Genomic DNA, 23,085 nt, shown 5'->3' on the forward strand with positions numbered 1-23,085 from the left:
GCGTGACGACCGCAGCAGCGGAACGCCGCACACCGAGTGAGACAGCAAGGAGCACCACCGTGCCGCAGATCATCGAGACCGTCGACGTCAACGTCCCCGTGTCCGTCGCCTACAACCAGTGGACCCAGTTCGAGGAGTTCCCGCGCTTCCTCGACGAGGTCGAGTCGATCCAGCAGGTCACCGACACCCTCACCGTCTGGAAGGTGAAGGTCGGCCCCGTCGAGCGCGAGTTCGAGGCGAACATCACCGAGCAGCACCCCGACGAGCGCGTCGCGTGGAACAGCACCGGCGGCGAGACCGACCACGCGGGCGTCGTCACCTTCCACAAGCTCTCCGACACCGAGACCCGCGTCACCGTGCAGCTCGACTGGGAGCCCAAGGGCTTCCTCGAGACGCTCGGCTCGCTCGTCGGCGCCGGCAGTCACGCCGTGAAGAAGGACCTGAACAACTTCAAGGAGTACATCGAGAAGCAGGGCACCCCCGACGGTGCCTGGCGCGGCGACGTCGAGGCCTGAGCCGTGACCGACGCAGCCACCTCGTCCGAGGGCGAGAAGAAGGCGAACGGTCTCGGCGACGACGAGACCATCCCGCACTCCGAGGACGGGCTGGCGGTGGGGGTCTCCGGAGACTCGCACTTCAACCCCGAGGAGGACGCTCCCGAGGAGCCCTCCGAGAGCTGACGCTCTCCTCCGGGGAGCCCGACCGCTCTCCTCCGCGAGATGCCACTTGTGCACATGACACGCCGCGAGGCGTGCGCACAGGTGGCATCTCGCGGTTGAAGGCTCAGCGCCAGGCCCGGGTGTACTGCGGGGGCACCGGCAGGTCCGCGCCGAGCTCGTGCGCCATCCGCACCGGAGCGTTCGGGTCGCGCAGCAGCTCGCGGGCGAGCAGCACGACGTCGGCGTCGCCGTTCGCGACCACGCCCTCCGCCTGCTCCGCCGTGGTGATGAGTCCCACGGCGCCGACCAGTGCACCGGTCGCCTTCCGCAGGTCGCGCGCGAACGGCACCTGGTAGAGCGGCGCCACCGGGATGCTGGCGTGCACGAGTCCGCCGGTCGACACGTCGAAGAGGTCCACGCCCTCGGCGCGCGCCCACTCCGAGACGGTGATCGTCTCCTCCAGTGTCCAGCCGCCCTCGGCCCAGTCGGTCGCGGAGAAGCGGACGAGCAGCACGATCTCCCCGATCTCGGCGCGGACCGCGCGGACGACCTCGAGCAGCAGGCGCGCCCGGTTCTCGAGCGAGCCGCCGTAGGAGTCCTCGCGGGTGTTCGAGAGCGGCGACAGGAACTGATGGAGCAGGTACCCGTGCGCGGCGTGCAGCTCGATCACGTCGAAGCCGGCGTCCGCGGCGCGGCGGGCGGAGGCGCGGAACGCCTCGACGAGGCCGGGCAGCTCCTCCGCGGCCAGCTCGCGCGGCTCCGCGTAGCCCTCGAACGCGACGGCCGAGGGAGCGACGGTCGGCCAGCCGCCGTCCTCCAGCGGCACGGATCCGCGTCCGCTCCACTCGCGGTAGGTCGACGCCTTCCGGCCCGCGTGGGCGAGCTGCACGCCCGCGAGCGCGCCCTGTCCGTGCACGAAATCGACGATCGGAGCCCAGGCGTCGCGCTGCTCGTCGTTCCACAGCCCCGTGTCCCAGGGGCTGATCCGCCCCTCGGGGACGACGGCGGTGGCCTCCGCGATGACGACGCCCGATCCGCCGCGCGCGAGCCCGCCGAGGTGCACGAGGTGCCACGAGGTGGGCACGCCGTCCTGCGCCTCCACCGAGTACTGGCACATCGGTGCCGCCCAGAGGCGGTTGCGCGCGGTCCTCGAGCGGAGCGTCAGCGGCTGGAACAAGGCGGTGTCGGTCATGTCTCTCCTGTCGTGCTTCTCCGCGGAACGCCGCTTCGGTAGGCGATACGCCGGTGAGGGCGCACGCCGGCGGCATCTCGCGGAGGGGGTCACGTGCTCCAACCGGGAGGAGAGCCCGGCTATGCCCGGATCAGCGCGGCCAGGTCGCCCCGGGCGCGTCCTGCCAGACGGTGCTCGGCGGAGCGAGCGACTCCAGCTCTTCGAACAGCGCGTCGGGGATCTCGAGCGCGTCGTCGGCCACGAAGGAGTCGTAGTGCTCGGCGGAGGTGGCGCCGACGACCGTCGTCGTCACGCGGGGGTCGCGCGTCGAGAACTGCAGCGCGGCGGCGGCGAGCGGCACGCCCGCCCGGTCGCAGGCCGCTCCCATCGCCGCGACGGCGTCGACGATCTCGCGCGGCGCCGGCCGGTAGGCGTAGGAGGCGACCGGCTCCGGCCAGCGCGCGAGGGCGCCTCCGCCGTAGACCGCCGCGTTGACGACGATCACGCCGCGGTCGACGGACGCGTCGATCAGCTCCTCGGAGGAGCGGTCGACCAGCGTGAAGCGGTTGTGGGTGATCACGGCGTCGAAGAGGCCGGTGTCGACGTAGTGGCGCAGCATCGGCGCGGGTCCGCCCGAGATCCCGATCGAGAGGGCGACGCCCGCCTCCTTCATCGCGACGAGCGCGCGGACCGGGCCGTCCTCGGCGAAGGCCTCGTCGTACGAGATGCGCTCCGGGTCGTGCAGGTAGAGCAGGGGGAGGACGTCCATCCCGAGGCGCTCGCGGCTCTCGTCGAGGCTGCGGCGCATCCGCTCGGCCGAGTAGCTGCCGGTGCTCGGGTCGCGGTCGAGCTTGGTGACCACGGTGATCCCCTCGGGGACGCCGCCGCGGGCCTGCAGGGCCTCGCCGATCAGGCGCTCGCTGTGGCCGCCGGCGTACTCGTTGGACGTGTCGACGACGGAGACGGCGCGGGTGGCGGCGTCGGAGTCGAGGACGCGCTCGAGGGCCGGCACCCGGTCGAGGTCGGCGACGCGCTCGGGGCGCCAGGAGGTGCCGAGGGTCAGCCGGGTGACGGTGGCGCCGGACGGGCCGAAGGGCCGGAGGCGGGAGGACTGCGGAGTCATCCGCTCAGCCTGGCAGCGCCGGGGTCCTCCCCGCATCCCGCGGAGGATGAACGGTCAGTGGACGAGAGGGCTCTGCCCGACGACGCCGAAGCCCAGGAGCGTCGTCGAGAGCGTCCCGGCGGAGAGGTGGGCGATCCGGAAGACGGCGATGGAGCGGAGCGCCGCGGCAGCCTCCGAGGTCGACGAGGTGTCCTGCTCGACGGGATCCCTCCGCGGGGCCTTCCGCGGGGCTCGACGACCGGGCGGAGGACCGGCCCGAGGCCGCCCTCACGGCGGGACGCGGGCCGGTGGTGCGGCCTAGGCTCGGCGCGTGACCGTCGATACCGCCACCGCCGACTCCTCCGCCCGCTCCGCCGTGCTCGACGCTCTCGCCACTCCGGCGCTGGTGCTCGACGAGGCGGTGCTCGACCGCGACATCGCCGCCGTCGCCTCGGCTGCCCGCGAGCGGGGTCTGGCGCTCCGCCCCCACGCGAAGACCCACAAGTCGCTCGAGATCGCCCGGCGCCAGCTCGCCGCGGGGGCCGTCGGGCTCACCGTCGCGACCGTCTCGGAGGCCGAGGTCTTCGCCGCGGGAGGGATCCGCGACCTCTTCATCGCCTACCCGCTCTGGCTCGACGCCGAGCGCGCCGGGCGGCTCCGCCACGTCCTCGCGAGCGCCCGTGTGCGGGTCGGCGTCGACTCGGCGGAGTCGGCCGAGCGCCTGGCCGCGGCCCTGCCCGAGCGCGACAGGCTCGAGGTCGTCGTCGAGATCGACTCCGGCCACCACCGCAGCGGCGTGCTCCCCGCCGAAGCCGGCGCGATCGCCGCGGCCGCCGTCTCCGCCGGGCTCGACGTCGCCGGCGTCTTCACCTTCCCCGGCCACAGCTACGCGGCCGGCAACGGAGCGGCGGCCGCCCGCGACGAGGCGCGCGCGCTCGCCGAGTCGGTCGCGTCGCTCGCGGCGTCCGGAGTCGAGGCCCGCGTGGTCAGCGGAGGCTCGACCCCCTCGGCCGCGTTCGCCGACTCCTCGGTGCTCACGGAGCTGCGCCCCGGAGTCTCGGCCCTCGGCGACGCCCAGCAGTGGGAGATCGGCACGATGGCGCCCGAGGACATCGCCGTCACCGTCCTCGCCACGATCGTGTCCCGCCGCGGCGACCACCTGATCGCCGACGCGGGCAGCAAGGTGCTCTCCTCCGACCGCGGCGCGGCCTCGAGCGGCTTCGGCCGCCTCCCGGAGCACCCGGAGGCGCGCATCCCGGTGCTCTCGGAGCACCATGCGACGATCACCGGAGTCGACCTCCCGGTGGGGACACGGGTGCGGATCGCGCCGAACCACGTCTGCGTCGCGGTGAACCTGGCCGACGAGTACCGCGTCCTCCTCCGCGACGGCGGCGGCTCCGTCTGGCCCGTCGACGCCCGCGGGCGGAACAGCTAGGCGATTCGCGAGCGCGGGATCCGCAGGCCGAGCAGCGCGCTCGCCGCCAGCAGCACGAAGGCGGAGGCGAAGGCCGCGGTCGGCGATGCGGCGTCGGCGAGAGCGCCCGCGAGCAGCGGCCCGATCACGCCGCCCAGGTCGGACGCGGCCTGGAACACCGAGACCGGCTTGCCGCCGCGCTCGCCCGCCGCGTCGCCGACCAGCGCGCCCGGGGCCGTGCCCATGAAGGCGGCCGCCGCTCCGTAGACGCAGAGCAGCACGACGAGCAGCCACAGCTCCGAGACGAACGGCATCGCCAGCATCGCCACCGCCGCGACGGAGAACCCGCCGATGAGCGCCGGGCGCCGGCCGACCGTGTCGACGAAGCGGCCGGCGGGCGCGAGCGCGATCGTCTGCACCACCGCGGCGATCGCGAACGCGATGCCGGTCCAGGCGGGCTGCCCGCCGAGCCCCTCGACGACGAGCACGGGGACGAGCGTCGCGCGGACTCCCATCGCCGACCAGCCGAGGGCGAAGTTCGCCAGCACCGCGCTCTGGTACCGGCGGTCGCGGGCGACCTCGCGCAGGGGCTTCGTCCTCGCCGCGGCGGACGGTGCCGCGTCGCGCTCCGGCCGCTGCAGCAGGATCAGCCCGACGAGCCCCGCGATCGCGAGCGTGCCGGCGTAGAAGAAGAAGGGGGCGGTGAGCGAGATCGCCGTGAGCACGCCGCCCACCGCGGGGCCCGCCATGCCGCCGAGCAGGAAACCGCCCTGGTAGAAGCCGATCGAGCGGCCGCGCCGCTCCGGGCTCGCGGTGCGCAGGAGGAGCGTCATCGCCGCGACGGAGAACATCGCGGAGCCGATGCCGCCGACTCCGCGCAGCAGGAGGAGGTGCGGGTAGTCGGAGGCGAAGCCGACCAGCGCCGAGGAGAGCGCGACGATGCCGATGCCGACGGCGAGCACGACCCGCTCGCCGAACCGGTCGACGAGCGGCCCCACGAACGGATTCGCGACCAGCCGCATCAGCGCGAACGCCGAGACGACCGCGCCGACCGCCGTGTAGTCGACGCCGAAGCTGCGCACGTAGGTCGGCAGCACCGGCACGACGACGCCGAACCCCAGCATCACGAAGAAGGCGACGACCCCCAGCACGAGCACGTCCCGCGGCAGTCGCTCGCTGTCTCGGGAACGCCACGGGAATCGCACCTGTCGACGCTACCCCTTCTCGAGGGCCCGGCCCGCGCCTCGATGTGTCGAGTTCGCGCCGACCGTCCGACACCCTCTCCGCGATGGCTACGGTCCCAGGACCCGATGGATCTGCCGGCGAATGAGGAGACGTCATGAAGAGTTCTCTGTGGTTCGGGTCCGGTCTCGCTGTCGTCGCGCTGGCGCTGACGTCGGTTCTCGGGGCGCAGGTGGCCTCGGCCGCTCCGATTCAGCCGAACAAGAACTGCGAGGACGAGTTTCAAGGGGGGTGCGTGAAGTGGTACACCGGCGTCTCGACCTGCGATCACATCGTCGAGACCAGTGCCCCGGAATATCGCAAGAAGGCCTGCGCGGTCTGGGTCACGACGGGGACGATGCACATCGAGCGATGAACGATGGTGGACCGCACGACCGCCTCATCGGCGGTACTCGTATCCGTGCTGCTCCTCGTAGGCTGCACCGAGCCGGGAGGCGATCAGGAGGCCGCTCCCTGCGTCCCGCTCGAGCGCACGTGGAACGACTACGCGCCGGAACTCGATCCCGTTCTGCGTCCACCGTTTCGCGAAGCCCTCGAGGGCTTCGACGGAAGCTCCTCGAACTCGATCGCGTCCGACGCTGCTCGTCTCGCCACGAGCAATCTGCTCTCGGCGATCTCCGGGGATCGACGAGCGAGCGAGTACTTCTGGAACGCCATGGACCTGATCGGCCGTGAGTGCGCCGAGGCGGGAGTCCCGCTGTCGTTCGACCACCACGGCGAGCAGCTGACGACGGGGAGCAGCGCCGACCACGGGCGCCCGCCCTGGGTCGTCGATCCGCCGCCTCAGTCGGAGAGCGGCACGATCGAGCCGACGATCCCGGAGTAGCTCACGTAGTAGAGGACGCCGTCGCGGTGGAGGACGCCGCGGCCGGGGTAGCTCTCGTCCGGTCCGTCGGGCCCGTCGAGGAAGCCCGGAGCCGCGGTGTCGTCGGCGGTGAACCCGTCCGCGAGGAGCTCGGCGCTCCGGTCAGGCCACTCCGCGTCCGGGACCGCCAGCTGCCCGACCACGACCGACACGTCGCCCTGGCCGCTCCACCGGCAGAGCACCCCGTCCTCGGCGATCTCCTGCACGACGGGGTAGTCGACGTCGTAGACCGTCGTCTCGGGCGAGAGGGCGAGACCGTCCTCGGCGAGCGACGCCTCCTCCTCGGCGGTGAGCAGGTCCTCGCAGGGGAGCAGGGCGGTGGCCGGGGTCGCGGTGGGCAGCGGAGTCGCGCTGCCGGCGCTCGCGGTCGGCACGGCACTGCTCGGCGTCGGAGCGCTCGAGACCAGCGGTGGAGCGGTCGTCGGGGCCGTCCCCTCGTCGGCGCTTCCCGTGCAGCCGCTCAGCGCGAGCAGCCCCGCCGCGCAGGCGAGCAGCGCACCGGCGCCCCTCGCGGTCGTCGTCCGGATCATCGCGAGCCCCCTCGTCCGCGGCGGCCGCGTCGCCGCCCCCTCGATCCTCTCCTCCGCCCTTGTCGGCTGTCCACCGCCCCCGGCCGGCGCAGACGCGACTACCGCTTCGGCCCCGCGCCGATCGCCCAGACCCGCGGCGGCACGGTGCCGTTGACCGCGTGGTCGCCGACGATCCGCGCCTTGAACACCCACGGATTGTGGCTCGCGGCCGTGCGCGCGTTGCGCCAGTGCCGGTCGAGGTTCTTGCGGGTGCTCACCCCGGAGGCGCCCAGCGCGTCGAAGAGGTCGGAGGTCGCCCGGGTGGCCAGCTGCGTCAGGACGATCTGGGCCTGCGCCGTCTCGAGCTCGGCGAGGTCGTTCTGCCGCTCGTCCTCGAGCGGGTCGCCGTCGAGGGCCGCGTCGTGCGCCCGCTGCAGCGCGATCGCCGCGCGCTCCACGATCGCCGCTCCCGCGTAGGCGGCGGCCGAGACCTGCCCCACCACCTGCAGGATCTGCGGATCCGCCGCGAACGACTCGGCGTTCCCGTGCGAGAAGATCCGCGTCCGCGCCCGCACCTCGGCTGCGATCTCGCGCTCGGCCCCCGCGATCGAGCCCGCCAGCACGGCCAGCAGCACCGCCTGGTAGAACGCGGTCTGGTAGCGGAACCGGGTCTCGAAGTCGATCACGTCCTCGGCCGCGACCACCGCCTCCGTGAAGGTGCTCGTCCCCGAGCCTGTGGTGCGCTGGCCGAAGCCGTCCCAGTCGTCGGCGTGCTCGACGCCCGCCTGGCGAGCGTCGACGATCGCGATCACCTTCTGCCCGGTGTCGGTGCGCTGGGCGAAGGTGTCGATCCAGTCGGCGAAGACGCTGCCGGTGGAGTAGTACTTCGTGCCGGTCACCGTGAACCGCGTCGGGTCGCCCTCGACCGGAGCGACCTTCGTCTGCACGTCGCCGATCGCGACCGTGCCGACCTCGGTCCAGGCGTTGCCGCCGAGCTCGCCGTCGGCGAAGCGCCGGAGCCAGCGCTCGCGGGTCCCGTCGGTCGCGAGCAGCCGGTCCTCGACCAGGGCGAAGTGGCCGCGGAGCGCCTCGGGCAGGTTGGAGTCGGCGGCGGCCAGCTCCGTCAGCAGGCGGAACAGCTGGGGGAGGCTCGCGCCGGCCCCGCCGGACTCCAGCGGCACGCGCACCGCGCCGAACCCGGCGTCCGCCAGCGCTCGGATCTGCGCGACCGGCAGCTCGCGCGCGCTCTCGCGCGCCGCCGCTCCCGCCGCGATCTCGGCGAACAGCGGCCGGAACCGCCCCGCCAGCTCCTCGTAGTCCACCTCGGGCACGGCCCGCAGATCGGTCGCGGTCATCGTCGGCTCCTGTTCCGCTGCGCCCACCCCGGGCGGCTCGTGCTCGACGGTAGGGGAGGAGCCCGGTCCGCGGTCCGCCCGTGACGCCCGGTGTCCCTCCGTGACCTCCGGTGTCCCTCCGTGACGCCCGGATCGGGGAATGCCTCGCCCCCGGGGCTGTTGGCCCAGGGGATGTCCTCCACCACTCCCGTCCCCCCGTCCGACCCCCGCAGCGCCCTCGTCGTCGGTGCGACCGGCATCGGCGGCTCCGCCCTCGTCGACCTGCTCACCGAGCAGGGCTGGCCGGTGACCGCCCTCTCGCGCCGCCCGATCGACGCGCGCCCCGGCGTCACTCCGCTCGCCGCCGACCTGCGCTCCGCCGAGGACCTGGCCCGCGTGCTCGCCGACCAGCGCCCCACGCACGTCTTCTTCACCGCCTGGTCGCGCCAGGCGACGGAGGAGGAGAACATCGCGGTCAACGGCGGCATGGTCCGCGACCTCCTCGCCGCGCTCGCGCACGCTCCCGTCGAGCACGTCGCGCTGGTGACCGGCCTCAAGCACTACCTGGGCCCGTTCGAGGCGTACGGGCAGGGCGCGATGCCCGACACCCCGTTCCACGAGGAGGAGGAGCGCCTCGACGCCCCGAACTTCTACTACGCGCAGGAGGACGAGCTCTTCGCCGCGGCCGGGCGCGCCGGGTTCACCTGGTCGGTGCACCGCTCGCACACGGTCATCGGGCACGCCGTCGGCAACGCGATGAACATGGGGCTGACCCTCGCGGTCGCGGCATCGATCCACCGTGCCGAGGGCACGCCGTTCGTGTTCCCCGGCTCGCTGACGCAGTGGAACGGACTCACCGACATGACCGACGCGACGATCCTCGCCGAGCAGATGCTCTGGGCGTCGACGTCGGAGGCGGGCCGAGACCAGGCCTTCAACGTGGTCAACGGCGACGTCTTCCGCTGGCGCTGGATGTGGACCCGGATCGCGGAGCACTTCGGCGTCGAGCCGGTCGGCCCGGGGGAGGAGCCGCAGCCGCTCGAGCAGCAGATGGCCGATGCCGAGCCCGTCTGGCGGCGCCTCGTCGACGAGCACGGGCTGATCGAGCCCGACCTCTCCCGCGTCGCCTCCTGGTGGCACACCGATGCCGACCTCGGCCGGAGCCTCGAGGTCGTCACCGACATCGGCAAGTCCCGCCTCGCCGGCTTCACGGCGTTCCACCGGACGGTCGACTCGTTCACGGCGCTCTTCGACCGCTACCGCGCGGAGCGCCTGATCCCCTAGCCCGTCGGCCCTCATCCGTCGCCGCTCCGTCGTCCGCCGGACACCCCGTCGACACCCCTCGTCTCCCCGCCGTGCCTAGCGTCACGGCATGGCGGCGAGCGGATGATCGAGCGGGTGGACCCGTTCCTGGGCACGGAGGCGACCGCGCTCCCGGAGCCGACCGGGGTCGCAGCGACGTGGTGGTCGCCGAAGCCGCAGATCGGGAACACGCACCCCGGAGCCACCTACCCCCTCGGCATGGTGTCCGCGTGCTCCTACTCCGGCGCTTATCCGACGGGCTACGGCCGCTACGACCTCGCGCTCGAGGGGGTCCCGCCGACGCTCCACGACGGCCTCGAGGCGAGCGGATTCACCCACTTCCAGCAGTCGGGCACCGGCGCGATCCGCAAGTACTACAACTACCTGCGGGTCACGCCGATGCTCGAGCCGCTCGACGAGCTCGGGTGCAGCTGGGCCCTCGAGGACGAGGTGGCGGAGCCCGGCTACTACGCGGCGACCCTCTCCTCCGGCGTACGGGCCGAGCTCACCGTCGGGCCCGCCTCCGTGGTGCACCGCTACACCTTTCCCGAGCACCGCAGCGCCCGCGTGGTGGTCGACCTCTCCCTCGGAGGTCTGGCGATCCCGAGCGGAGCGACGGTGCCGCTGCGCGCGCAGCTGCACTCGATCTCGCCCGGCGTCGCGGCCGGCGAGGTCGTGATGGAGGGGGCGCCGCTCGCGGTGCACCTGGAGTGCGACGCCCTGCAGTGGCGGCAGATGCTCTGGTACGACCGCCGGCTGATGCCCGGCGGGACCCGGCTCGACTTCGACCACATCCGTCCCACCACGCTGCGCCCCTTCGGGCTGATGTGGGCGGGACCCAGCACGGCCGGGCAGACCGTCGAGCTCCGGATGGGCTTCTCGCTGCGGGGCACCGACCGCGCCCGCGAGAACCTGCATCGCGACGTCCCTCCTGCGGGCACCGGGTTCGACCAGCGCCGTGATCGCACCCGCAAGACGTGGCGGAAGCGCCTGCGCACGATCGCCGTCGACACCCCATCCGCCGAGCGCGAGACGGTCTTCTCGACCGCGCTCTACCACTCGCTGATCAAGCCGTGCCTCGCCCCCTCCGAGAGCCCGTTCTGGCCGACGGACGGACCCTTCGTCTTCGACATCAGCACGATGTGGGACATCTACCGCACTCAGCTCCCGCTGCTCACGATGCTGCTGCCCGAGCGGGCGGTCGAGATCGCGGCTGCGCTCCTCACCATCTGCGAGGAGGAGGGCAACTTCCCGATCGGCTACCGGATGGCCAAGGGCAGCGACCGGTTCTCGCGCCAGGGCAGCGCCCTCGCGCACACCTTCCTCGCCGACCTCTGTCGGCTGGGGCTGCCCGGCATCGACTGGGACGCCGCTCTCGTGCACATGAGCGAGGACCTCAAGCGGATGTACGGCGAGGAGTTCCTCGCCGCGGGGGAGGCTCACCCGATCAGCCACACGCTCGACCTGGCGCACGGCTACTGGTGCACGGCCGTCGTGGCCCGCCACGTCGGCGATCTCGAGCTCGCCGAGCAGCTCGAGGAGCGCGCCGCGCAGTGGGTGAACGCGTTCGACCTCCGCTCCGGCCTGCTCAAGGACTCGACGTACTACGAGGGCACCCGCCACAACTACTCCTTCCGCCTGCTGCACGACATGGCCGGGCGCATCGCCCTCAGCGGAGGGGACGAGGGCTTCATCGCCCAGCTGGACGAGTTCTTCGGCTACGGAGCCGAGCCGGTCGTCCAGCCCGGGCTGCGCCCCGAGCGGAGCGAGATGCTCGCGGGAGCCGAGCTCGGACGCTTCGAGGGGCTCAACAACGAGCCCGACATGGACTCGCCGTGGGCGTACCACTACGCGGGACGGCCCGACCGGACCGCCGAGATCGTGCACGGCGTGCTGCACCAGCGGTTCGGAGCGGGCCGGGGCGGCCTGGCGGGGAACGACGACTCCGGCGGCCTCAGCTCCTGGTACGTGTGGGCGAGCCTCGGGCTGTTCCCCGTCGCCGGGCAGGGCCTGGTGCTGGTCAACGCGCCGAGCTTCGCGCGCGCGTCGGTGGCGATCGGAGGGGCCGACCTCGAGATCCGGACCACCGGCTTCGTCGAGCCCGAGCCGGGTGGGCCGGTCCAGTACGTGCAGTCGGCCGAGTTCGACGGCGCGCCCCTCCTGACGAGCGTCCTGACCGCGGCCGCCCTCCATCGCGGCGGCGAGCTGCTCCTGCACCTCGGTCCGGAGCCCTCCGACTGGGGGACCCTGCCCGAGCACCGGCCGCCCTCGTGGCCGGCGCGCCGGCACTGACTCCCGCTCGCCGTCACCCCCGTCACCACCGACCCCGCGCGTCCGGCCTCCGCCGCCGCACCCGACCGACGACCCCTGAAGGAGACCCATGGACCAGAGCACGCACGCGAACACCGTGCAGAACAGACTCGTCATCGTCGTCCGCGCCGATCCGGTGATCTGCGGGCACTCCGTCGAAGCGCGCAATCTCGCCGAGACCGCCCGGGAGCGCGGATTCGACGAGGTCCGGATCGTCACCTGGCCGATCGACCGGCTCGAGGCCGCGGGCCTCCCGCTCAAGCCGCTCGACGCCGTGCTGCCCTACAGCGACGGCATCGTCGTGGAGCGGCCGGGACCCGTGGGCGACTACAAGGTCCCGGACGGCCGCTGGCTGGCCGGGATGACCGGACGCCTGATCGAGCTGTTCACCGACGGCGTCCCGACCGTCTGCCTCTCGCTCTACCTGAGCCCGCACACGCTCGTCGTGGCCGACGCCCTCCGCGCCGCCTGGAGCACCGGACTGCCCGTCGAGGTGACCACGATCGCCGAGGCCGTCGGCTCCGACGTCACGAACGTGGTCCGCCGGGCGGTGGAGGAGGGCCGGCTGGGCGCCGCCGCCCACATCCTCTCCTCCTACCTCTCGCAGGACCACTGCGTCGCGGTGTCGGAGTACACGCGCGACCTGATCATCGAGGAGGCGGAGCGCGTCGATGCCGCGCACGGGACGCGCTTCGCTCCGCAGTGCCGGGAGCGCATCGCCGTGTCCTACCCGGCGATCGACGCGGACGCCTACCTCGACCTCGACCCCGGCGTCGTCGAGGAGGTCGTGCGGGCCCGCGGACTCCGGACCGACGGCTACGTCCTCTTCCTCTCGCGCCTGACCGAGGCGAAGGGCGTGGAGGATCTCATCACCGGCTACGAGCGCAGTGCCGTCCACGAGCGCCACGAGCTCGTCATCGCGGGTCGCGGTCCGCAGGAGGCGGAGCTGCGCCGGATCGCGGCGGCGTCGCCGCTGGCGCACCGCATCCGCTTCCTCGACGACGTCGGCGACGCGGAGAAGCCCTTCCTGATGGCGGGCTGCGCGGCGTTCGTGCTCCCGAGCAAGCCGCGGCCCGAGTTCGTCGAGACCTTCGGCATCGCGCTGGCCGAGAAGATGCTCGCCGGGGGCGGCCCGATCATCACCACGCTGACCGGCGGCATCGGCGAGGCGATCGGCGAGCACGCCTTCGTGACCCCGGTCGACAGCCCGGACACGATCGCCGCGCTCCTCGACCACGCCGTCCTCGAGCTCAGCGCCGACGATCGCGCACGCCGAGCGGCGGCCGCCCGGGAGTACGCCCTGCAGTTCGATCGGCGGGTCGTGTTCGACCGCCTCTTCGCCCGCCTGGCGCGTCCCGCCGTGGCGACGGCGTCGCTCTAGCGGCGGGAGTCCGGAGAGGCCGTCGCTGCGGCGTCCCTCGCGATGAGCACGTCCGGCGAGAGCTGGTGGCGCACGAAGCGGAGCGTGAAGCTGCGGCGGTCTCCTCCGGAGACCCGCTCGGCGAGGACGCGGATGCCGAGGACGGCGACGACGCGCCACTGCTCGGTCTCGTGGGCGACGACGGCGCAGAAGAGGTCGCCCGGGCGCACCTCGTCGACGGTGGTGGTGAGGCTGTTCGTTCCGTGGGTCATCTGGCCGCTCCTGGTTCCGGCGGACCTCGCGGACGGCGCTTCGGGTGCGCCGCGCAGCCGTCCGCCGGTCGCTCGAGAGGGGGGCCCGAGCGGCCGGCGGCCGGTCATGCGTGCGACAGCAGGGACGAGCCCGCCGGAACGACCCCGTGCCGCAGGAGCAGTGTAGGACTGCGACCCTGACCGTGGCGCGGAATGTCAACCACTTGCGAGCGCGCTCCCGGGGTTCTCAGGCCCGGAGACGACGGAACCCGTCTCCCGGGCGGGAAGGCGGGTCGTGTCGGTGTGCGGCGGCGGCGCCTGATCGGGAGCGGCTCCGGCGCGGAGGGTCAGGCGGCGGGCTCGGCGCGGCGCAGCGGGACGGCGGCGTTGCTCGTCGGCTCGGGCACGATGCGGAGGCCGGCGCCGCTGTTGGCGCGCTCCATGAGGGACTCGACCCACTCCGGGTTGATCGTGGGCTGGCGGCTGCCCTTGAACTCGAACTGGATCGGGATGGTCGGGTGCATCCACACGCCGCGGCGGCCGGTGCCGGCCTGGGGGCTCGCGTCGAGGGTGAGCAGGAAGCGCTCGTCGCGGCGGAACTTGTTGATGATGACGATCTGGAGGTGGGCGAGGGCGCGGTCCTCGACCTCGATGGCGGCGGGGGGAGTGCCGTACAGGATGTTGCCCATGGTGTGCTCCGATCTGACGTGCGAGTGGCTGACGTCCGTCACTCTATATCGCTAGAAAGACTTCCTACTAGTTGAGCTAGCTACTTACGTCGCGGAGTGCGTTTTCTGTCCATCGCCGCCGGACGCCTCGATTCTCCGACGGATCCAGGGCGCGACAGAAGACCCTCGGAGTGAACTCTCGGGGACGCGCGGCCACGGCCGCGGGGACGCCGGTCAGGCGCGACGCTGCTCCCGCACGCCGTCGGCGTACTCGCCGATCGGCTCGCCCGCGAGCTCCTGGGCGGCGTCGACCGTCTCGGAGTCGGCCGGGCGCTCGACGATGTCGCGCATCGTCTGCAGGAAGCGGATGACGGTCCCGGCCTCGGAGGGGTTGAGCGTCTCGGCCGCCTCGAGCATGCGGCGGTGCATCTCGTCGAGCGTCTCGCGCACCTCGCGGTGGGAGGTGGGGGTGGCGACGATGCGGATGGCACGGCGGTCGCTCGGGTGCGGCTCCCGGACCACGTGCCCGCTCTTGACCAGCCGGTCGATCAGCACGGTCGTGGAGGCGGAGGAGATGCCGAGGTAGGAGGCCAGGTCCTTCGGGCTGACGTGCACGCCCTTCTGCTGGCGGCGCATGAGGAACTGCACGGCCAGCAGGTCGTTCTCGCCCATGCCCATGGATCCGCGGGTCCGGCGGCGCATCGCGGCCTCCGCCGTGCGGAAGGCGCGCATCGCGGCGAGGACCTCCACCGCTCCGGGCTCGGTCGCCTCACCCGAGAACCAGAAGGCCCCGGGTCGCTTCAGCGTGACCTCATCCATGCCGAACAGTCTAGACAGTCTCGTAGCAAGAACATCTAGATAAGCCAACCTCCCCCGAGGTGCTTGCCCGAAAGGGCGGCGACCACTACGAAGGGACTACTAGTTAGACGAGCTAGTGACTCATTCGCGAAGGGAGCTGCCCGTGCTGGACGAACTCGACCGCCTGCAGCCGCTCCCCGCCGACGTCGTGGATCCGCTGGTCGGCTCCACCCTGGCCGGTCGCTACCTCGTGCTCGAGCGGGTGGGGGAGGGCGGCAGCGCCGTCGTCTACCGCGCCCGCGACCTCCGCCTCGCCCGCCAGGTCGCGGTCAAGGTCCACCGCGACGTCCCGGACACCCCCAATGAGCGGGCGCGTCGCGAGCGCGAGATCCGCTTCCTGATCGACTCGCGTCACGCCTCCGTGGTGGACGTCCTCGACCAGGGCGAGATCCTCGGCGAGGAGGGCGACCTCGCGTTCCTCGTCCTCGAGTACTTCGACCGCAGCGACCCGGCGGCCGACTGGTTCGGCTCCGGCGATCCGCGGCTCATCGCGGAGGTCGGGGCTCAAGTGGCGGATGCTCTCGCGCACCTGCACGCGCAGGGCGTCCTCCACCGCGACGTGAAGCCCGAGAACGTCCTCGTCCGCTCGCGCGCCACCGCATCCGGCTTCTCCGCGCACGAGGCCAAGCTCAGCGACTTCGGGATCGCCCGCTCGGTCGACGACGCCCGGCTCACCCGCTCCGACGTGCTGGTGGGCACCGCCGCGTACCTCAGCCCCGAGAGCCTGGGCTCCGGCCCGGTCGGACCGGCGTCCGACGTCTACTCGCTCGGGCTGGTCCTGCTCGAGGCCGTCTCGGGCCGCAGGGCCTACACCGGCACGACGCTCGAGATCTCGATCCAGCGCCTCCACCACGCGCCCGTCGTCCCGGAGTCGGTCCCGGCGGAGTGGCGCGAGCTGCTGACCGCGATGACCGCTCTCGACCCCGCCGACCGCCCCTCCGCCGAGGAAGTGGCACGCCGGCTGTGGGCGCGCCTGGCCGGCGGCCCCGCCGCGGCCGCCTCCCGCAGCGGAGTCACGGGCACGGTCGCCCTCGTCGCCGCGGGCCTGGTCGGCGCGGTGACGGCCCTCTCGCTCACCGGCTGGCTGGGCTGAGCGCCCCGAGCGGTCCCCGTCCGCTCAGGTTCCTCGCGAGCGTGCTCCCGTAGGCTCCGGGCGACCCTCGACCGACCCCGAGCCGCGTCGCCGCGGACCGAACGGAGCCGATCCCATGAGCCCGCGCCGCCTCTTCCGCCTGCTGTCGATCGTCGAGGCGGTGACCTGGACTCTCCTGATCGTGGGGATGCTGCTGAAGTACGCGGCCGGAGCCGGCGACTGGCCGGTGAGCGTCGCCGGGCCGATCCACGGGTTCGCGTTCCTCGCCTACGGAGCCGCGGCCCTGGTGCTCGCGGTGAACCAGCGGTGGTCGGCGGGCGCGACGGCGCTCGCGGTCGTCAGCGCGGTCGTGCCCTATGCGACGGTCCCGCTGGAGCGCGGCTTCGAGCGCCGCGGCCTGCTGGAGGGCCCGTGGCGGACGCACGCCACGGACGACCCGCGCGACCGGCGCGTGATGAGCCGGCTCCTCCGCTGGGCGCTCGCGCGGCCCGTGCTCGCCGGGGCGCTGGTCCTGGCTCTGGTCGCCGTGGTCTTCGCGGCGCTGCTCGTGGTCGGCCCGCCCGGGGGCGGCGAGGCCTGATCCCGCGCGCGGCGTGCCTCAGACGGGGCGCGTCTCCGCGTCGATGAGGATCTCGGCGGCGCGACGCGCGTGCAGGGCGGCCTCCGGGGTTCCGGCGATGGCCGCGGTGGTCTGGGCGCCCTCGGCGAGGATCGCGAGCTGCGCGGCGAGCTCGGCGCCGCCTCCCGCCTCCTCGGCGAGGGTCGCGAGGAAGCGCTGGAACGTCTCCTTGTGGTCGCGCGCCATCTCGGCGACCATCGGGTTCGACGAGCCGAGCTCCCCGAAGGCGTTGATGAAGCCGCAGCCGCGGAACGAGTCCTCGGAGAACCAGTCGAAGAGGAAGTCGTAGATCGCGAGCAGCTTGCCGCGGGGTCCGTCCGCCGCGGCGACCCGGGTGGTCACGCCGAGGGTCCACTGCTCGTGCCGGCCGTGCAGGACGGCGACCACCACCGACTCCTTGCTCGGGAACTCCGAGTAGAGGCGCTTCAGCGAGACGCCCGCGGCCGTGCGGAGCTCGTCCATCCCGACGGACTGGATGCCGCGCTCGTAGTAGAGCCGGTCGGCGGCCGCGAGGATCGCCTCGCGGGGAGGGCGCTCGTCGAGGATCGGGGACATCCCTCCATGGTAGGCGGTACCAGAACGGGCGTTCTCGGTCGGCTGCCGCGCTCGCCGCAGGGGGTCCGGGGGTCGGACGCTGCTGCTAGCGTCGCGCTCGGGTGCGCAGGCGCCCGGGGACGGGAGGCGGACGCATGGTCGTCGCGATGCAGGCCGAGGGATTCGACGGGCCGGAGGCGCTGCGCGCCGTCGAGGTCGATCCGGGGGAGCCGACGCCCGGCAGGGTGCGGATCGCGGTACGCGCCGCGGGCGTGAACCCGGCCGATGCGAAGCTCCTGCGCGGGATGTTCGGGCGCGGTCGGGTGCCGGTCCGGCCGGGCAGCGAGGTCTCCGGAGTCGTGACCGCGGTCGGCGAGGGGGCCGAGGGGCCGCTCGGACCGATCCGCGTGGGCGACGAGGTCGTGGCGTTCCGGGTCTCCGGCGGCTACTCCGACGAGCTGGTCGCGCCCGCGAGCGCGGTCCTGCCCAAGCCCGCCGGGCTCGGCTGGGCGGCGGCCGCGGGCCTGCTGCTGGCCGGGACGACCGCCGAGCACCTGGTCGAGGCCACCCGCGTCTCCTCCGGGGTCACCGTCCTGGTGCACGGGGCGAGCGGAGCCGTCGGCTCGCTCGCTGTGCAGCTCGCGGTCGCCCGCGGAGCACGGGTGCTGGGCACCACGAGCGAGCGCGGCGAGGAGGTCGTCCGCCGCTTCGGCGCGGAGCCGGTCCGCTACGGCGCCGGGCTGGAGGAGCGCGTGCGCGTCCTGGCCCCCGGCGGCGTCGACGTCGCGCTGGACACGGCGGGCACCGACGAGGCGCTGGACGCCTCGGTGGCTCTGGTCGCCGACCGCTCGCGCATCGCCACCGTCGCCGGCTTCGAGCACGCCGCCCGCCTCGGCGGGATCCTGATGCTCGGCGGCGGACCGGGAGCCGATCCCGGCACCGCGCTCCGCGACGCCGCCCGGCCGGGCCTGCTCGACCGCGCCGGTCGCGGGGAGCTCGAGGTCGTGCTCGGGCCCTCCTTCCCGCTGACCGAGGCGGCCGCCGCGCTCGCCCTCGTCGAGTCGGGCCGCGCGCGCGGCAAGACGGTCCTGCTCCCCTGAACGAGACGTCCTCCCTCGACCTGCCGGCCCTCGGGCCCTTCGACTCCGCCGGCGCCGCGAGCCTCCTCCGCAACCACGCCCTCCCCGGAGTGGAGCGGGTCTCGGCCGACGGCCGGCGCCTGGAGCGCCTGCTCACCCTCGACGGGGCGCCGCGGCCGATCGTGCTCGAGGTGACGGAGACCGGGCTGCGGGTGGAGGCGGAGCCGGACGTGCTGACGCCGGCGGCCGCGGTCGTCCGTGCCTGGTTCGACCTCGACTCCGACGTCGTGGCGATCGGCGCCGAGCTCTCGCGGGACCCGCTGCTCGCCCGCTCCGTCGCGGCCCGACCGGGGCTGCGCGCGACGCAGTACCCGGAGGCGTTCGAGGCGGCGGTGATGGCGGTCCTCGGCCAGCAGGTGTCCGTCGCCGCGGCCCGGACCTTCGGCGGACGGACCGCCGCGGCCTTCGGCGCCCCGGGGGAGCGCGGTCTGCTGGCGTTCCCCGAACCCGCCGCCCTGCTCGCGCCGGAGTTCGAGGCGCTGCGCTCGGCGATCGGGATCACCAACGCCCGGGCGCGGACGGTCCGTGCCGTCGCCGAGGCCTTCGCCGCCGGACCCGTGCTCGACCGCGCGGGCGACCTGCCGGAGCAGCGGCGCGCGCTCCTCGCGATCCCGGGCATCGGGCCGTGGACGGCCGACTACCTCGCGCTCCGGTTCCTCGGCGATCCGGACGCCTTCCCCGCCGGCGACCTGGTGCTGCGGAAGGCGCTCGGCCGGGTGAGCACGGCGGAGGCGGAGGCGGCGTCGCAGGCGTGGCGGCCGCACCGGGCGCACGCGGCGTTCCACCTGTGGGCGAGCACCGGAGCGGTCTGAGCGGGCGGACGACCCGAGTCGAGAGCCGCGCCCGGACCGGCGGCCGGGACCGGCCGCCGACGGATCAGGTCAGGTACTCGACGTCGTCGTACAGGATCGGCGCGTCCTCGGCGTCCGGATCCTCGACCGGGACGTCCTCGTGCTCGAGGATGACCGCGACGCCCGGGGAGACCAGCACGCAGACCTCCCGCTCGCCGGCGACCGTGAAGCTCACCATGTCGCCGCGGTTGCGCACGGCCTCGACCAGGCGCTTCTCGAGCTCCTCGGTGTCGAGGGAGACGGCGAGGAGGAAGCGGCGGCCGTCGATGCTGAGCGTGGTGCGCCGCATCGTCGCCTCGGGCTCGGGAGGCGTGCCGCGTCCGCCGCGGCCCGGCGTGACCGCCTTGACCCGCAGCGACGAGGCGTGCATCCGGATGACGGCGTTCACGAGCCCGCCTCCGGGCGCGACTCGTGGTGGCGGCGGCCGCCGGAGCGGCGGTCCTCCTTCATCTCGGACTCGAAGAGGTGGCGGCGTCCGCCGGCGAGCTCGTCGCGCGCGGCGCGCTCCTGCTCCCGGAACGCGGCGTAGTAGGTGTCGTCGTAGTCCTCGACGATCTGGAAGGTCCAGCGCCCCTCGATGACGTTGCGGCCGACGAGCTCGGCCTCGATCCGCTCGGCGGTCGCGGCGTGGCCGGCCTCGCGCAGCGCGTCGACGGCCTCGCCCAGAGCGAGGTCGGCCGCGCCGGTGAGCCGGTGGAAGCCGTAGAGCAGACCGCGGGCGTGCTCGACCGTCTCGAGCGCCTCCGAGAGCTTCCCGAGCGCCGCCACGGTGGCGTCGTCGAGACCCTCCGGGCGCAGGTGCGCGGAGTCGGGGTGGTCGTGTGAGCTGCTCATCCAGGTGAGCTTAGGCCGACCTAAATGCTCTGTGACCCCCTTGCGCCGCCGCCGGGAATGGTTCGTGCCCGGAGCGGCAGGGCGGTCAGGTGCACGTCGCGGAGCCCTCCGTCGTCGGCGACAGCGGTCAGGAAGGTGCAGGCCGGCTGGCGCCTCCGATCCGTCGGGGAGCCCGGATTGAGCAGGCGGAGACCCGCCGGGGAGACGGTGTCCCAGGGGATGTGGCTGTGCCCGAAGACGAGCACGTCGGCACCCGGATGGGCGGCGTCGGCGCGGGTCTCGCGGCCGGTCGCCGCTCCGGTCTCGTGCACCACGCGGACGTCGAGGCCGGCGATGCGGGCGCGCGCGACCTCGGGCAGGCGGGCGCGCAGCGGCTCCGGATCGTTGTTGCCCCACACGGCCAGCAGGAGCGCCGCCCGCTGCTCCAGCGCGTCCAGCGTCGCCTCGTCGACCCAGTCGCCCGCGTGCACGACCAGGTCGGCCTCGTCGACCGCGCCCCACACCTCGTCCGGGAGGACCTTCGCCCGCTTCGGGAGGTGCGTGTCGGCGAGCAGGAGGAGGCGGACCGGACCGTCGACCTCGGGTGGAGAGCCGTCGGGGCCGGGCTGGAGCAGGGGCATCAGCGGGCGGGGCCGGGCGTCGGCTCCACTCCGCCGTCGGCGCCGGGCTCGGTCGCGGTCCCGGAGCTGCGGAGGCGGGCGTCGAGCGCCTCGAGGTCCGCGGCGAACCAGAGGTGGTCGCCGCGGTTCGACTCGACGACGAAGGCCTGCAGCGCGCTCGACTCCGCCACCGGCCCGCTGACGTCGCCGAGGATCACCAGCCGCTTGCCGTACGACACGAACTTCTGCACGAACTCCCCGGCGATCCCGGAGCGCAGGCGGAGGAACTCGGGGTCCAGCCGCACGACGGGCACCACGATCGTCTCGACGTCGCCGCCGTAGGTCTCGCCGATCAGCGCGATCGCGTCGTCCGGGGTCGAGAGCGCGCCTCCGTCGTCGTCGACGAGCAGGAGGGGGACGCCCTGGCGGGTCTCGGTTCTCATCGGGCCAGCCAATCACGTCGGCCGGGGAGAGGCGAGCGGTGCCGTCCGGGCCTCCGCTCAGATCGTCCATTCCTGGGCCGGCCGTGCTCGCGGGGACAGCCGATCGGGCGTCCGGACGGGCGGCCCGCACCGCCGCTACGAGCCCGGCAGCTCGACGCGGCGCTTGAAGCCCACGTGCGAGTCGACGAAGCCCAGGCGCAGGTAGAAGCGGTGGGCGTCGGTGCGGGCGGCGTCCGAGGTCAGCTGGACGAGCGGCGTGCGGAGCTCGAGGGCGGCGACGTCCAGCACCCAGCGCATCAGGGCCGTGCCGATCCCCGCCGACCGCTCGGCGCTCGCCACCCGGACCGCTTCGACGAGCAGGCGGGAGCTGCCGCGGCGCGCCATCCCGGGGATCACGGTCAGCTGCAGCGTGCCGACCACGGCTCCGGCGCCGTCCACCGCGACCACGAGATCGTTGCCCGGGTCCTGCGCGATGCTCCGGAAGGCGGCCTCGTAGGCGGCCTCGTCCTCCTCGGCGGCGACGTCTCCGCGCCCGGCGCTGATCGGGTCGTCGGAGAGGAGCTGGACGAGCGGGGGGAGGTCGTGGAGCACCGCGCGGCGGAGGAGGAGGCTCCTCTCCCCGGGGCCGGCGTCGCGGGGGAGGGTCAGGTCGGCGATCATGCCCTCATCCTCCCTCTGCTCCACGGCGGGAGCGGTCGTCGGAGGCGGGCAGGACGCGGCTGAGAGCGGCAGGGGGATCCTGGTGCCCGGTCCGCACGTCCACGCGCCGCGTCCCGCAGCCGGCGCAGCGGACGTACACGACGACGCCCTCGCTGGTCCGGTGGGCCGACTCGGTCGTCCAGCCGTGCTCGTGCGGATCGACGGCGGGGGCGAGCGGCTCGGAGGGGTGCGGGGAGGGTGTGGAGGTGCGCATGGGAGCCACTGTGCTGTCATGGTCTTATGCAGCTCAACCCTTACGGCGAGTACGCGGTCCTGCTCGCCGCCTCCCTCGCGAACGACTGGCCGTCCGACCGCGAGGGCATCGAGGCTCGAACGCGCGAATACGGCATGACGATCGCCTTCGAGTCCGGCCCGGACGACCACGCCCGGACGCGCGACGTGATCGACGAGTGGCTGGAAGTGGTCGACGCGCCGACTCCGAGCGACCGGGCGACGTCGCTGAACCGCCAGATGGCCGCGATCGCCGCGTATCCGCGCCTGACCGACCACGACGACGAGGGCTGGCACCTGCACTACCGCGACCAGGACCAGTCCCTGGCGCACGTCCTCCACGCCGTCATGGCGGTCGGCACGGCGCTGCACCTGACGACCCGGGGGATGAGCCGCCTCCTGCGGTGCGAGGCCGGTCGGGCGCCGGGCGACCACTGCAGGAACGTCGTCGTCGACGTGACGCGGAACGGCCGGCAGCGGTACTGCTCCGTCCGCTGCGCGAACCGGGCCGCGGTCCGGCGGCACCGCCTGCGGCACGCGGAGTGAGTCCGCGCGGCCCCGTCACTCCGCCGCGTCGGCGCCCGGCTTCATCCAGAACGGGGAGTAGTGGTAGCCGTCGAGGTCGTCGAACTGGCGCTGGTACATGAAGGGGTAGTCGTCGGTGTCGCCGATCCGGCCTCCCGCGGCGGCGGCCCGCTCGACGAGCTCGTCGACGGCCTCGCGGCTGTCGAGGTCGAACGAGACGGTCACCTTCGAGGGGGTGCCGGGGGCGCCGATCAGCTCCTCGGTGGCGCCGACGCTCTCGTACATCGCGCGGCTCGCGAGCATGACGGACGTGCCGGGACCGATCGCGAAGCAGGAGACGTCCTCGCGGGACATCTCGGCGTTCAGGGTCCAGCCCAGCGCGGTGTAGAAGGCGGTGGCGCGCTCGACGTCGTCGACCGGGCAGGTGATGAAGAGGCTCATGCGCTCACCCTCGCCACCTGCGGGCGGGCCGT

Annotated in this window: 29 protein-coding genes; 13 read left to right on the plus strand and 16 right to left on the minus strand. The window is 73.6% G+C overall.

Annotated features, from left to right (window positions below; translation table 11 throughout):
- Positions 1-59: 59 nt before the first annotated feature.
- On the plus strand, positions 60-515 hold the full coding sequence (locus GSU40_RS03390; RefSeq protein ID WP_104224157.1) for an SRPBCC family protein: 456 nt from the start codon (positions 60-62) through the stop codon (positions 513-515).
- 3 nt (positions 516-518) lie between these two features.
- On the plus strand, positions 519-680 hold the full coding sequence (locus GSU40_RS16860) for a hypothetical protein (RefSeq protein ID WP_167299017.1): 162 nt from the start codon (positions 519-521) through the stop codon (positions 678-680).
- A 103-nt stretch (positions 681-783) separates the two neighbouring features.
- Here GSU40_RS16860 and GSU40_RS03395 read toward each other — a convergent pair whose 3' ends face one another.
- Both GSU40_RS03395 and GSU40_RS03400 read right to left on the minus strand, forming a co-directional pair.
- Positions 784-1,851, minus strand: a complete 1,068-nt coding sequence (locus GSU40_RS03395; RefSeq protein WP_160033685.1) for an NADH:flavin oxidoreductase/NADH oxidase — start codon at positions 1,849-1,851, stop codon at positions 784-786.
- Positions 1,852-1,981: 130 nt separating this feature from the next.
- Complete coding sequence (locus GSU40_RS03400; RefSeq protein ID WP_104249740.1) at positions 1,982-2,953, minus strand: aldo/keto reductase; 972 nt, start codon at positions 2,951-2,953, stop codon at positions 1,982-1,984.
- A 310-nt stretch (positions 2,954-3,263) separates the two neighbouring features.
- Between GSU40_RS03400 and GSU40_RS03405 the strand changes: the two genes are divergently transcribed.
- The gene (locus GSU40_RS03405) at positions 3,264-4,367 is read left to right on the plus strand and encodes an alanine racemase (protein WP_244229578.1); all 1,104 of its coding nucleotides are present in this window, start codon (positions 3,264-3,266) and stop codon (positions 4,365-4,367) included.
- Here the strand turns inward: GSU40_RS03405 and GSU40_RS03410 are convergent.
- On the minus strand, positions 4,364-5,551 hold the full coding sequence (locus tag GSU40_RS03410; protein ID WP_244229579.1) for an MFS transporter: 1,188 nt from the start codon (positions 5,549-5,551) through the stop codon (positions 4,364-4,366). The genes GSU40_RS03405 and GSU40_RS03410 overlap by 4 nt on opposite strands.
- Positions 5,552-5,685: 134 nt before the next feature.
- Between GSU40_RS03410 and GSU40_RS03415 the strand changes: the two genes are divergently transcribed.
- Both GSU40_RS03415 and GSU40_RS03420 read left to right on the plus strand, forming a co-directional pair.
- Positions 5,686-5,943 (plus strand): hypothetical protein, encoded by a 258-nt coding sequence (locus tag GSU40_RS03415; protein WP_104328873.1) that lies wholly within the window; start codon positions 5,686-5,688, stop codon positions 5,941-5,943.
- 45 nt (positions 5,944-5,988) lie between these two features.
- Positions 5,989-6,414 (plus strand): hypothetical protein, encoded by a 426-nt coding sequence (locus tag GSU40_RS03420; RefSeq protein ID WP_160033687.1) that lies wholly within the window; start codon positions 5,989-5,991, stop codon positions 6,412-6,414.
- Here the strand turns inward: GSU40_RS03420 and GSU40_RS03425 are convergent.
- On the minus strand, positions 6,372-6,983 hold the full coding sequence (locus tag GSU40_RS03425; RefSeq protein ID WP_160033689.1) for a hypothetical protein: 612 nt from the start codon (positions 6,981-6,983) through the stop codon (positions 6,372-6,374). The genes GSU40_RS03420 and GSU40_RS03425 overlap by 43 nt on opposite strands.
- A gap of 98 nt (positions 6,984-7,081) precedes the next feature.
- Entirely contained in the window at positions 7,082-8,317 is a 1,236-nt protein-coding gene (locus tag GSU40_RS03430; protein WP_160033691.1) for an acyl-CoA dehydrogenase family protein, read from the minus strand.
- 171 nt (positions 8,318-8,488) lie between these two features.
- Here GSU40_RS03430 and GSU40_RS03435 point away from each other — a divergent pair, with 171 nt between their 5' ends.
- The 3 genes from GSU40_RS03435 (at position 8,489) to GSU40_RS03445 (ending at position 13,289) form a co-directional block, all read left to right on the plus strand.
- Positions 8,489-9,580 carry an SDR family oxidoreductase gene (locus GSU40_RS03435; RefSeq protein ID WP_104295860.1) on the plus strand — a complete coding sequence of 364 codons (1,092 nt, stop codon included), beginning with the start codon at positions 8,489-8,491 and terminating at the stop codon, positions 9,578-9,580.
- A 114-nt stretch (positions 9,581-9,694) separates the two neighbouring features.
- Complete coding sequence (locus tag GSU40_RS03440; RefSeq protein WP_244229580.1) at positions 9,695-11,890, plus strand: glycoside hydrolase domain-containing protein; 2,196 nt, start codon at positions 9,695-9,697, stop codon at positions 11,888-11,890.
- A gap of 88 nt (positions 11,891-11,978) precedes the next feature.
- Positions 11,979-13,289, plus strand: coding sequence for a glycosyltransferase (locus GSU40_RS03445; RefSeq protein ID WP_104328867.1), 1,311 nt, complete (start codon positions 11,979-11,981; stop codon positions 13,287-13,289).
- Here GSU40_RS03445 and GSU40_RS03450 read toward each other — a convergent pair.
- The 3 genes from GSU40_RS03450 to GSU40_RS03460 form a co-directional block, all read right to left on the minus strand.
- Positions 13,286-13,540 (minus strand): hypothetical protein, encoded by a 255-nt coding sequence (locus GSU40_RS03450; RefSeq protein WP_160033695.1) that lies wholly within the window; start codon positions 13,538-13,540, stop codon positions 13,286-13,288. The genes GSU40_RS03445 and GSU40_RS03450 overlap by 4 nt on opposite strands.
- Before the next feature lie 326 nt (positions 13,541-13,866).
- The gene (locus GSU40_RS03455; protein ID WP_160033697.1) at positions 13,867-14,208 is read right to left on the minus strand and encodes an ATP-dependent DNA ligase; all 342 of its coding nucleotides are present in this window, start codon (positions 14,206-14,208) and stop codon (positions 13,867-13,869) included.
- A 213-nt stretch (positions 14,209-14,421) separates the two neighbouring features.
- On the minus strand, positions 14,422-15,006 hold the full coding sequence (locus GSU40_RS03460; protein WP_160033699.1) for a MarR family transcriptional regulator: 585 nt from the start codon (positions 15,004-15,006) through the stop codon (positions 14,422-14,424).
- A 142-nt stretch (positions 15,007-15,148) separates the two neighbouring features.
- On the opposite strand from GSU40_RS03460, the gene GSU40_RS03465 reads away from it, so the two are divergent.
- Positions 15,149-16,138: a serine/threonine-protein kinase gene (locus GSU40_RS03465; protein WP_160033701.1), complete on the plus strand. Its 990-nt coding sequence runs from the start codon at positions 15,149-15,151 to the stop codon at positions 16,136-16,138.
- Positions 16,139-16,253: 115 nt separating this feature from the next.
- A complete protein-coding gene (locus GSU40_RS03470) occupies positions 16,254-16,718 on the plus strand; it encodes a DUF3817 domain-containing protein (protein ID WP_160033703.1) in 465 nt (154 codons plus the stop codon).
- An 18-nt stretch (positions 16,719-16,736) separates the two neighbouring features.
- Here the strand turns inward: GSU40_RS03470 and GSU40_RS03475 are convergent, their stop codons facing one another.
- Positions 16,737-17,312 carry a TetR/AcrR family transcriptional regulator gene (locus tag GSU40_RS03475; protein ID WP_104224170.1) on the minus strand — a complete coding sequence of 192 codons (576 nt, stop codon included), beginning with the start codon at positions 17,310-17,312 and terminating at the stop codon, positions 16,737-16,739.
- A gap of 134 nt (positions 17,313-17,446) precedes the next feature.
- On the opposite strand from GSU40_RS03475, the gene GSU40_RS03480 reads away from it, so the two are divergent.
- Together GSU40_RS03480 and GSU40_RS03485 are read left to right on the plus strand one after the other, a co-directional pair.
- Positions 17,447-18,391: an NADP-dependent oxidoreductase gene (locus GSU40_RS03480; RefSeq protein ID WP_244229581.1), complete on the plus strand. Its 945-nt coding sequence runs from the start codon at positions 17,447-17,449 to the stop codon at positions 18,389-18,391.
- Positions 18,392-18,411: 20 nt separating this feature from the next.
- Positions 18,412-19,242, plus strand: a complete 831-nt coding sequence (locus tag GSU40_RS03485) for an AlkA N-terminal domain-containing protein (RefSeq protein ID WP_244229640.1) — start codon at positions 18,412-18,414, stop codon at positions 19,240-19,242.
- Between the two features lie 64 nt (positions 19,243-19,306).
- On the opposite strand, the gene GSU40_RS03490 is transcribed toward GSU40_RS03485, so the two are convergent.
- From GSU40_RS03490 to GSU40_RS03515, 6 genes are all read right to left on the minus strand, one after another.
- The gene (locus GSU40_RS03490; RefSeq protein WP_104224172.1) at positions 19,307-19,669 is read right to left on the minus strand and encodes a hypothetical protein; all 363 of its coding nucleotides are present in this window, start codon (positions 19,667-19,669) and stop codon (positions 19,307-19,309) included.
- Entirely contained in the window at positions 19,666-20,115 is a 450-nt protein-coding gene (locus GSU40_RS03495) for a hypothetical protein (protein WP_104224173.1), read from the minus strand. Before GSU40_RS03495 ends, GSU40_RS03490 begins: the two co-directional genes overlap by 4 nt.
- A gap of 20 nt (positions 20,116-20,135) precedes the next feature.
- Complete coding sequence (locus GSU40_RS03500) at positions 20,136-20,735, minus strand: metallophosphoesterase (RefSeq protein ID WP_160033705.1); 600 nt, start codon at positions 20,733-20,735, stop codon at positions 20,136-20,138.
- Positions 20,735-21,157 carry a DUF4180 domain-containing protein gene (locus GSU40_RS03505; RefSeq protein WP_104237796.1) on the minus strand — a complete coding sequence of 141 codons (423 nt, stop codon included), beginning with the start codon at positions 21,155-21,157 and terminating at the stop codon, positions 20,735-20,737. The genes GSU40_RS03500 and GSU40_RS03505 overlap by 1 nt, the downstream gene beginning before the upstream one ends.
- A gap of 135 nt (positions 21,158-21,292) precedes the next feature.
- Complete coding sequence (locus tag GSU40_RS03510; RefSeq protein WP_160033706.1) at positions 21,293-21,817, minus strand: GNAT family N-acetyltransferase; 525 nt, start codon at positions 21,815-21,817, stop codon at positions 21,293-21,295.
- Positions 21,818-21,821: 4 nt separating this feature from the next.
- Entirely contained in the window at positions 21,822-22,070 is a 249-nt protein-coding gene (locus tag GSU40_RS03515) for a hypothetical protein (protein ID WP_104224177.1), read from the minus strand.
- Between the two features lie 26 nt (positions 22,071-22,096).
- On the opposite strand from GSU40_RS03515, the gene GSU40_RS03520 reads away from it, so the two are divergent.
- Positions 22,097-22,633 carry a CGNR zinc finger domain-containing protein gene (locus tag GSU40_RS03520; protein ID WP_160033708.1) on the plus strand — a complete coding sequence of 179 codons (537 nt, stop codon included), beginning with the start codon at positions 22,097-22,099 and terminating at the stop codon, positions 22,631-22,633.
- A 15-nt stretch (positions 22,634-22,648) separates the two neighbouring features.
- Here GSU40_RS03520 and GSU40_RS03525 read toward each other — a convergent pair whose 3' ends face one another.
- A complete protein-coding gene (locus GSU40_RS03525; RefSeq protein WP_160033710.1) occupies positions 22,649-23,053 on the minus strand; it encodes a VOC family protein in 405 nt (134 codons plus the stop codon).
- Positions 23,054-23,085: the final 32 nt, after the last annotated feature.

Source organism: Rathayibacter sp. VKM Ac-2805, assembly GCF_009834265.1.
In the GTDB taxonomy this organism is placed as follows: Bacteria; Actinomycetota; Actinomycetes; order Actinomycetales; family Microbacteriaceae; genus Rathayibacter.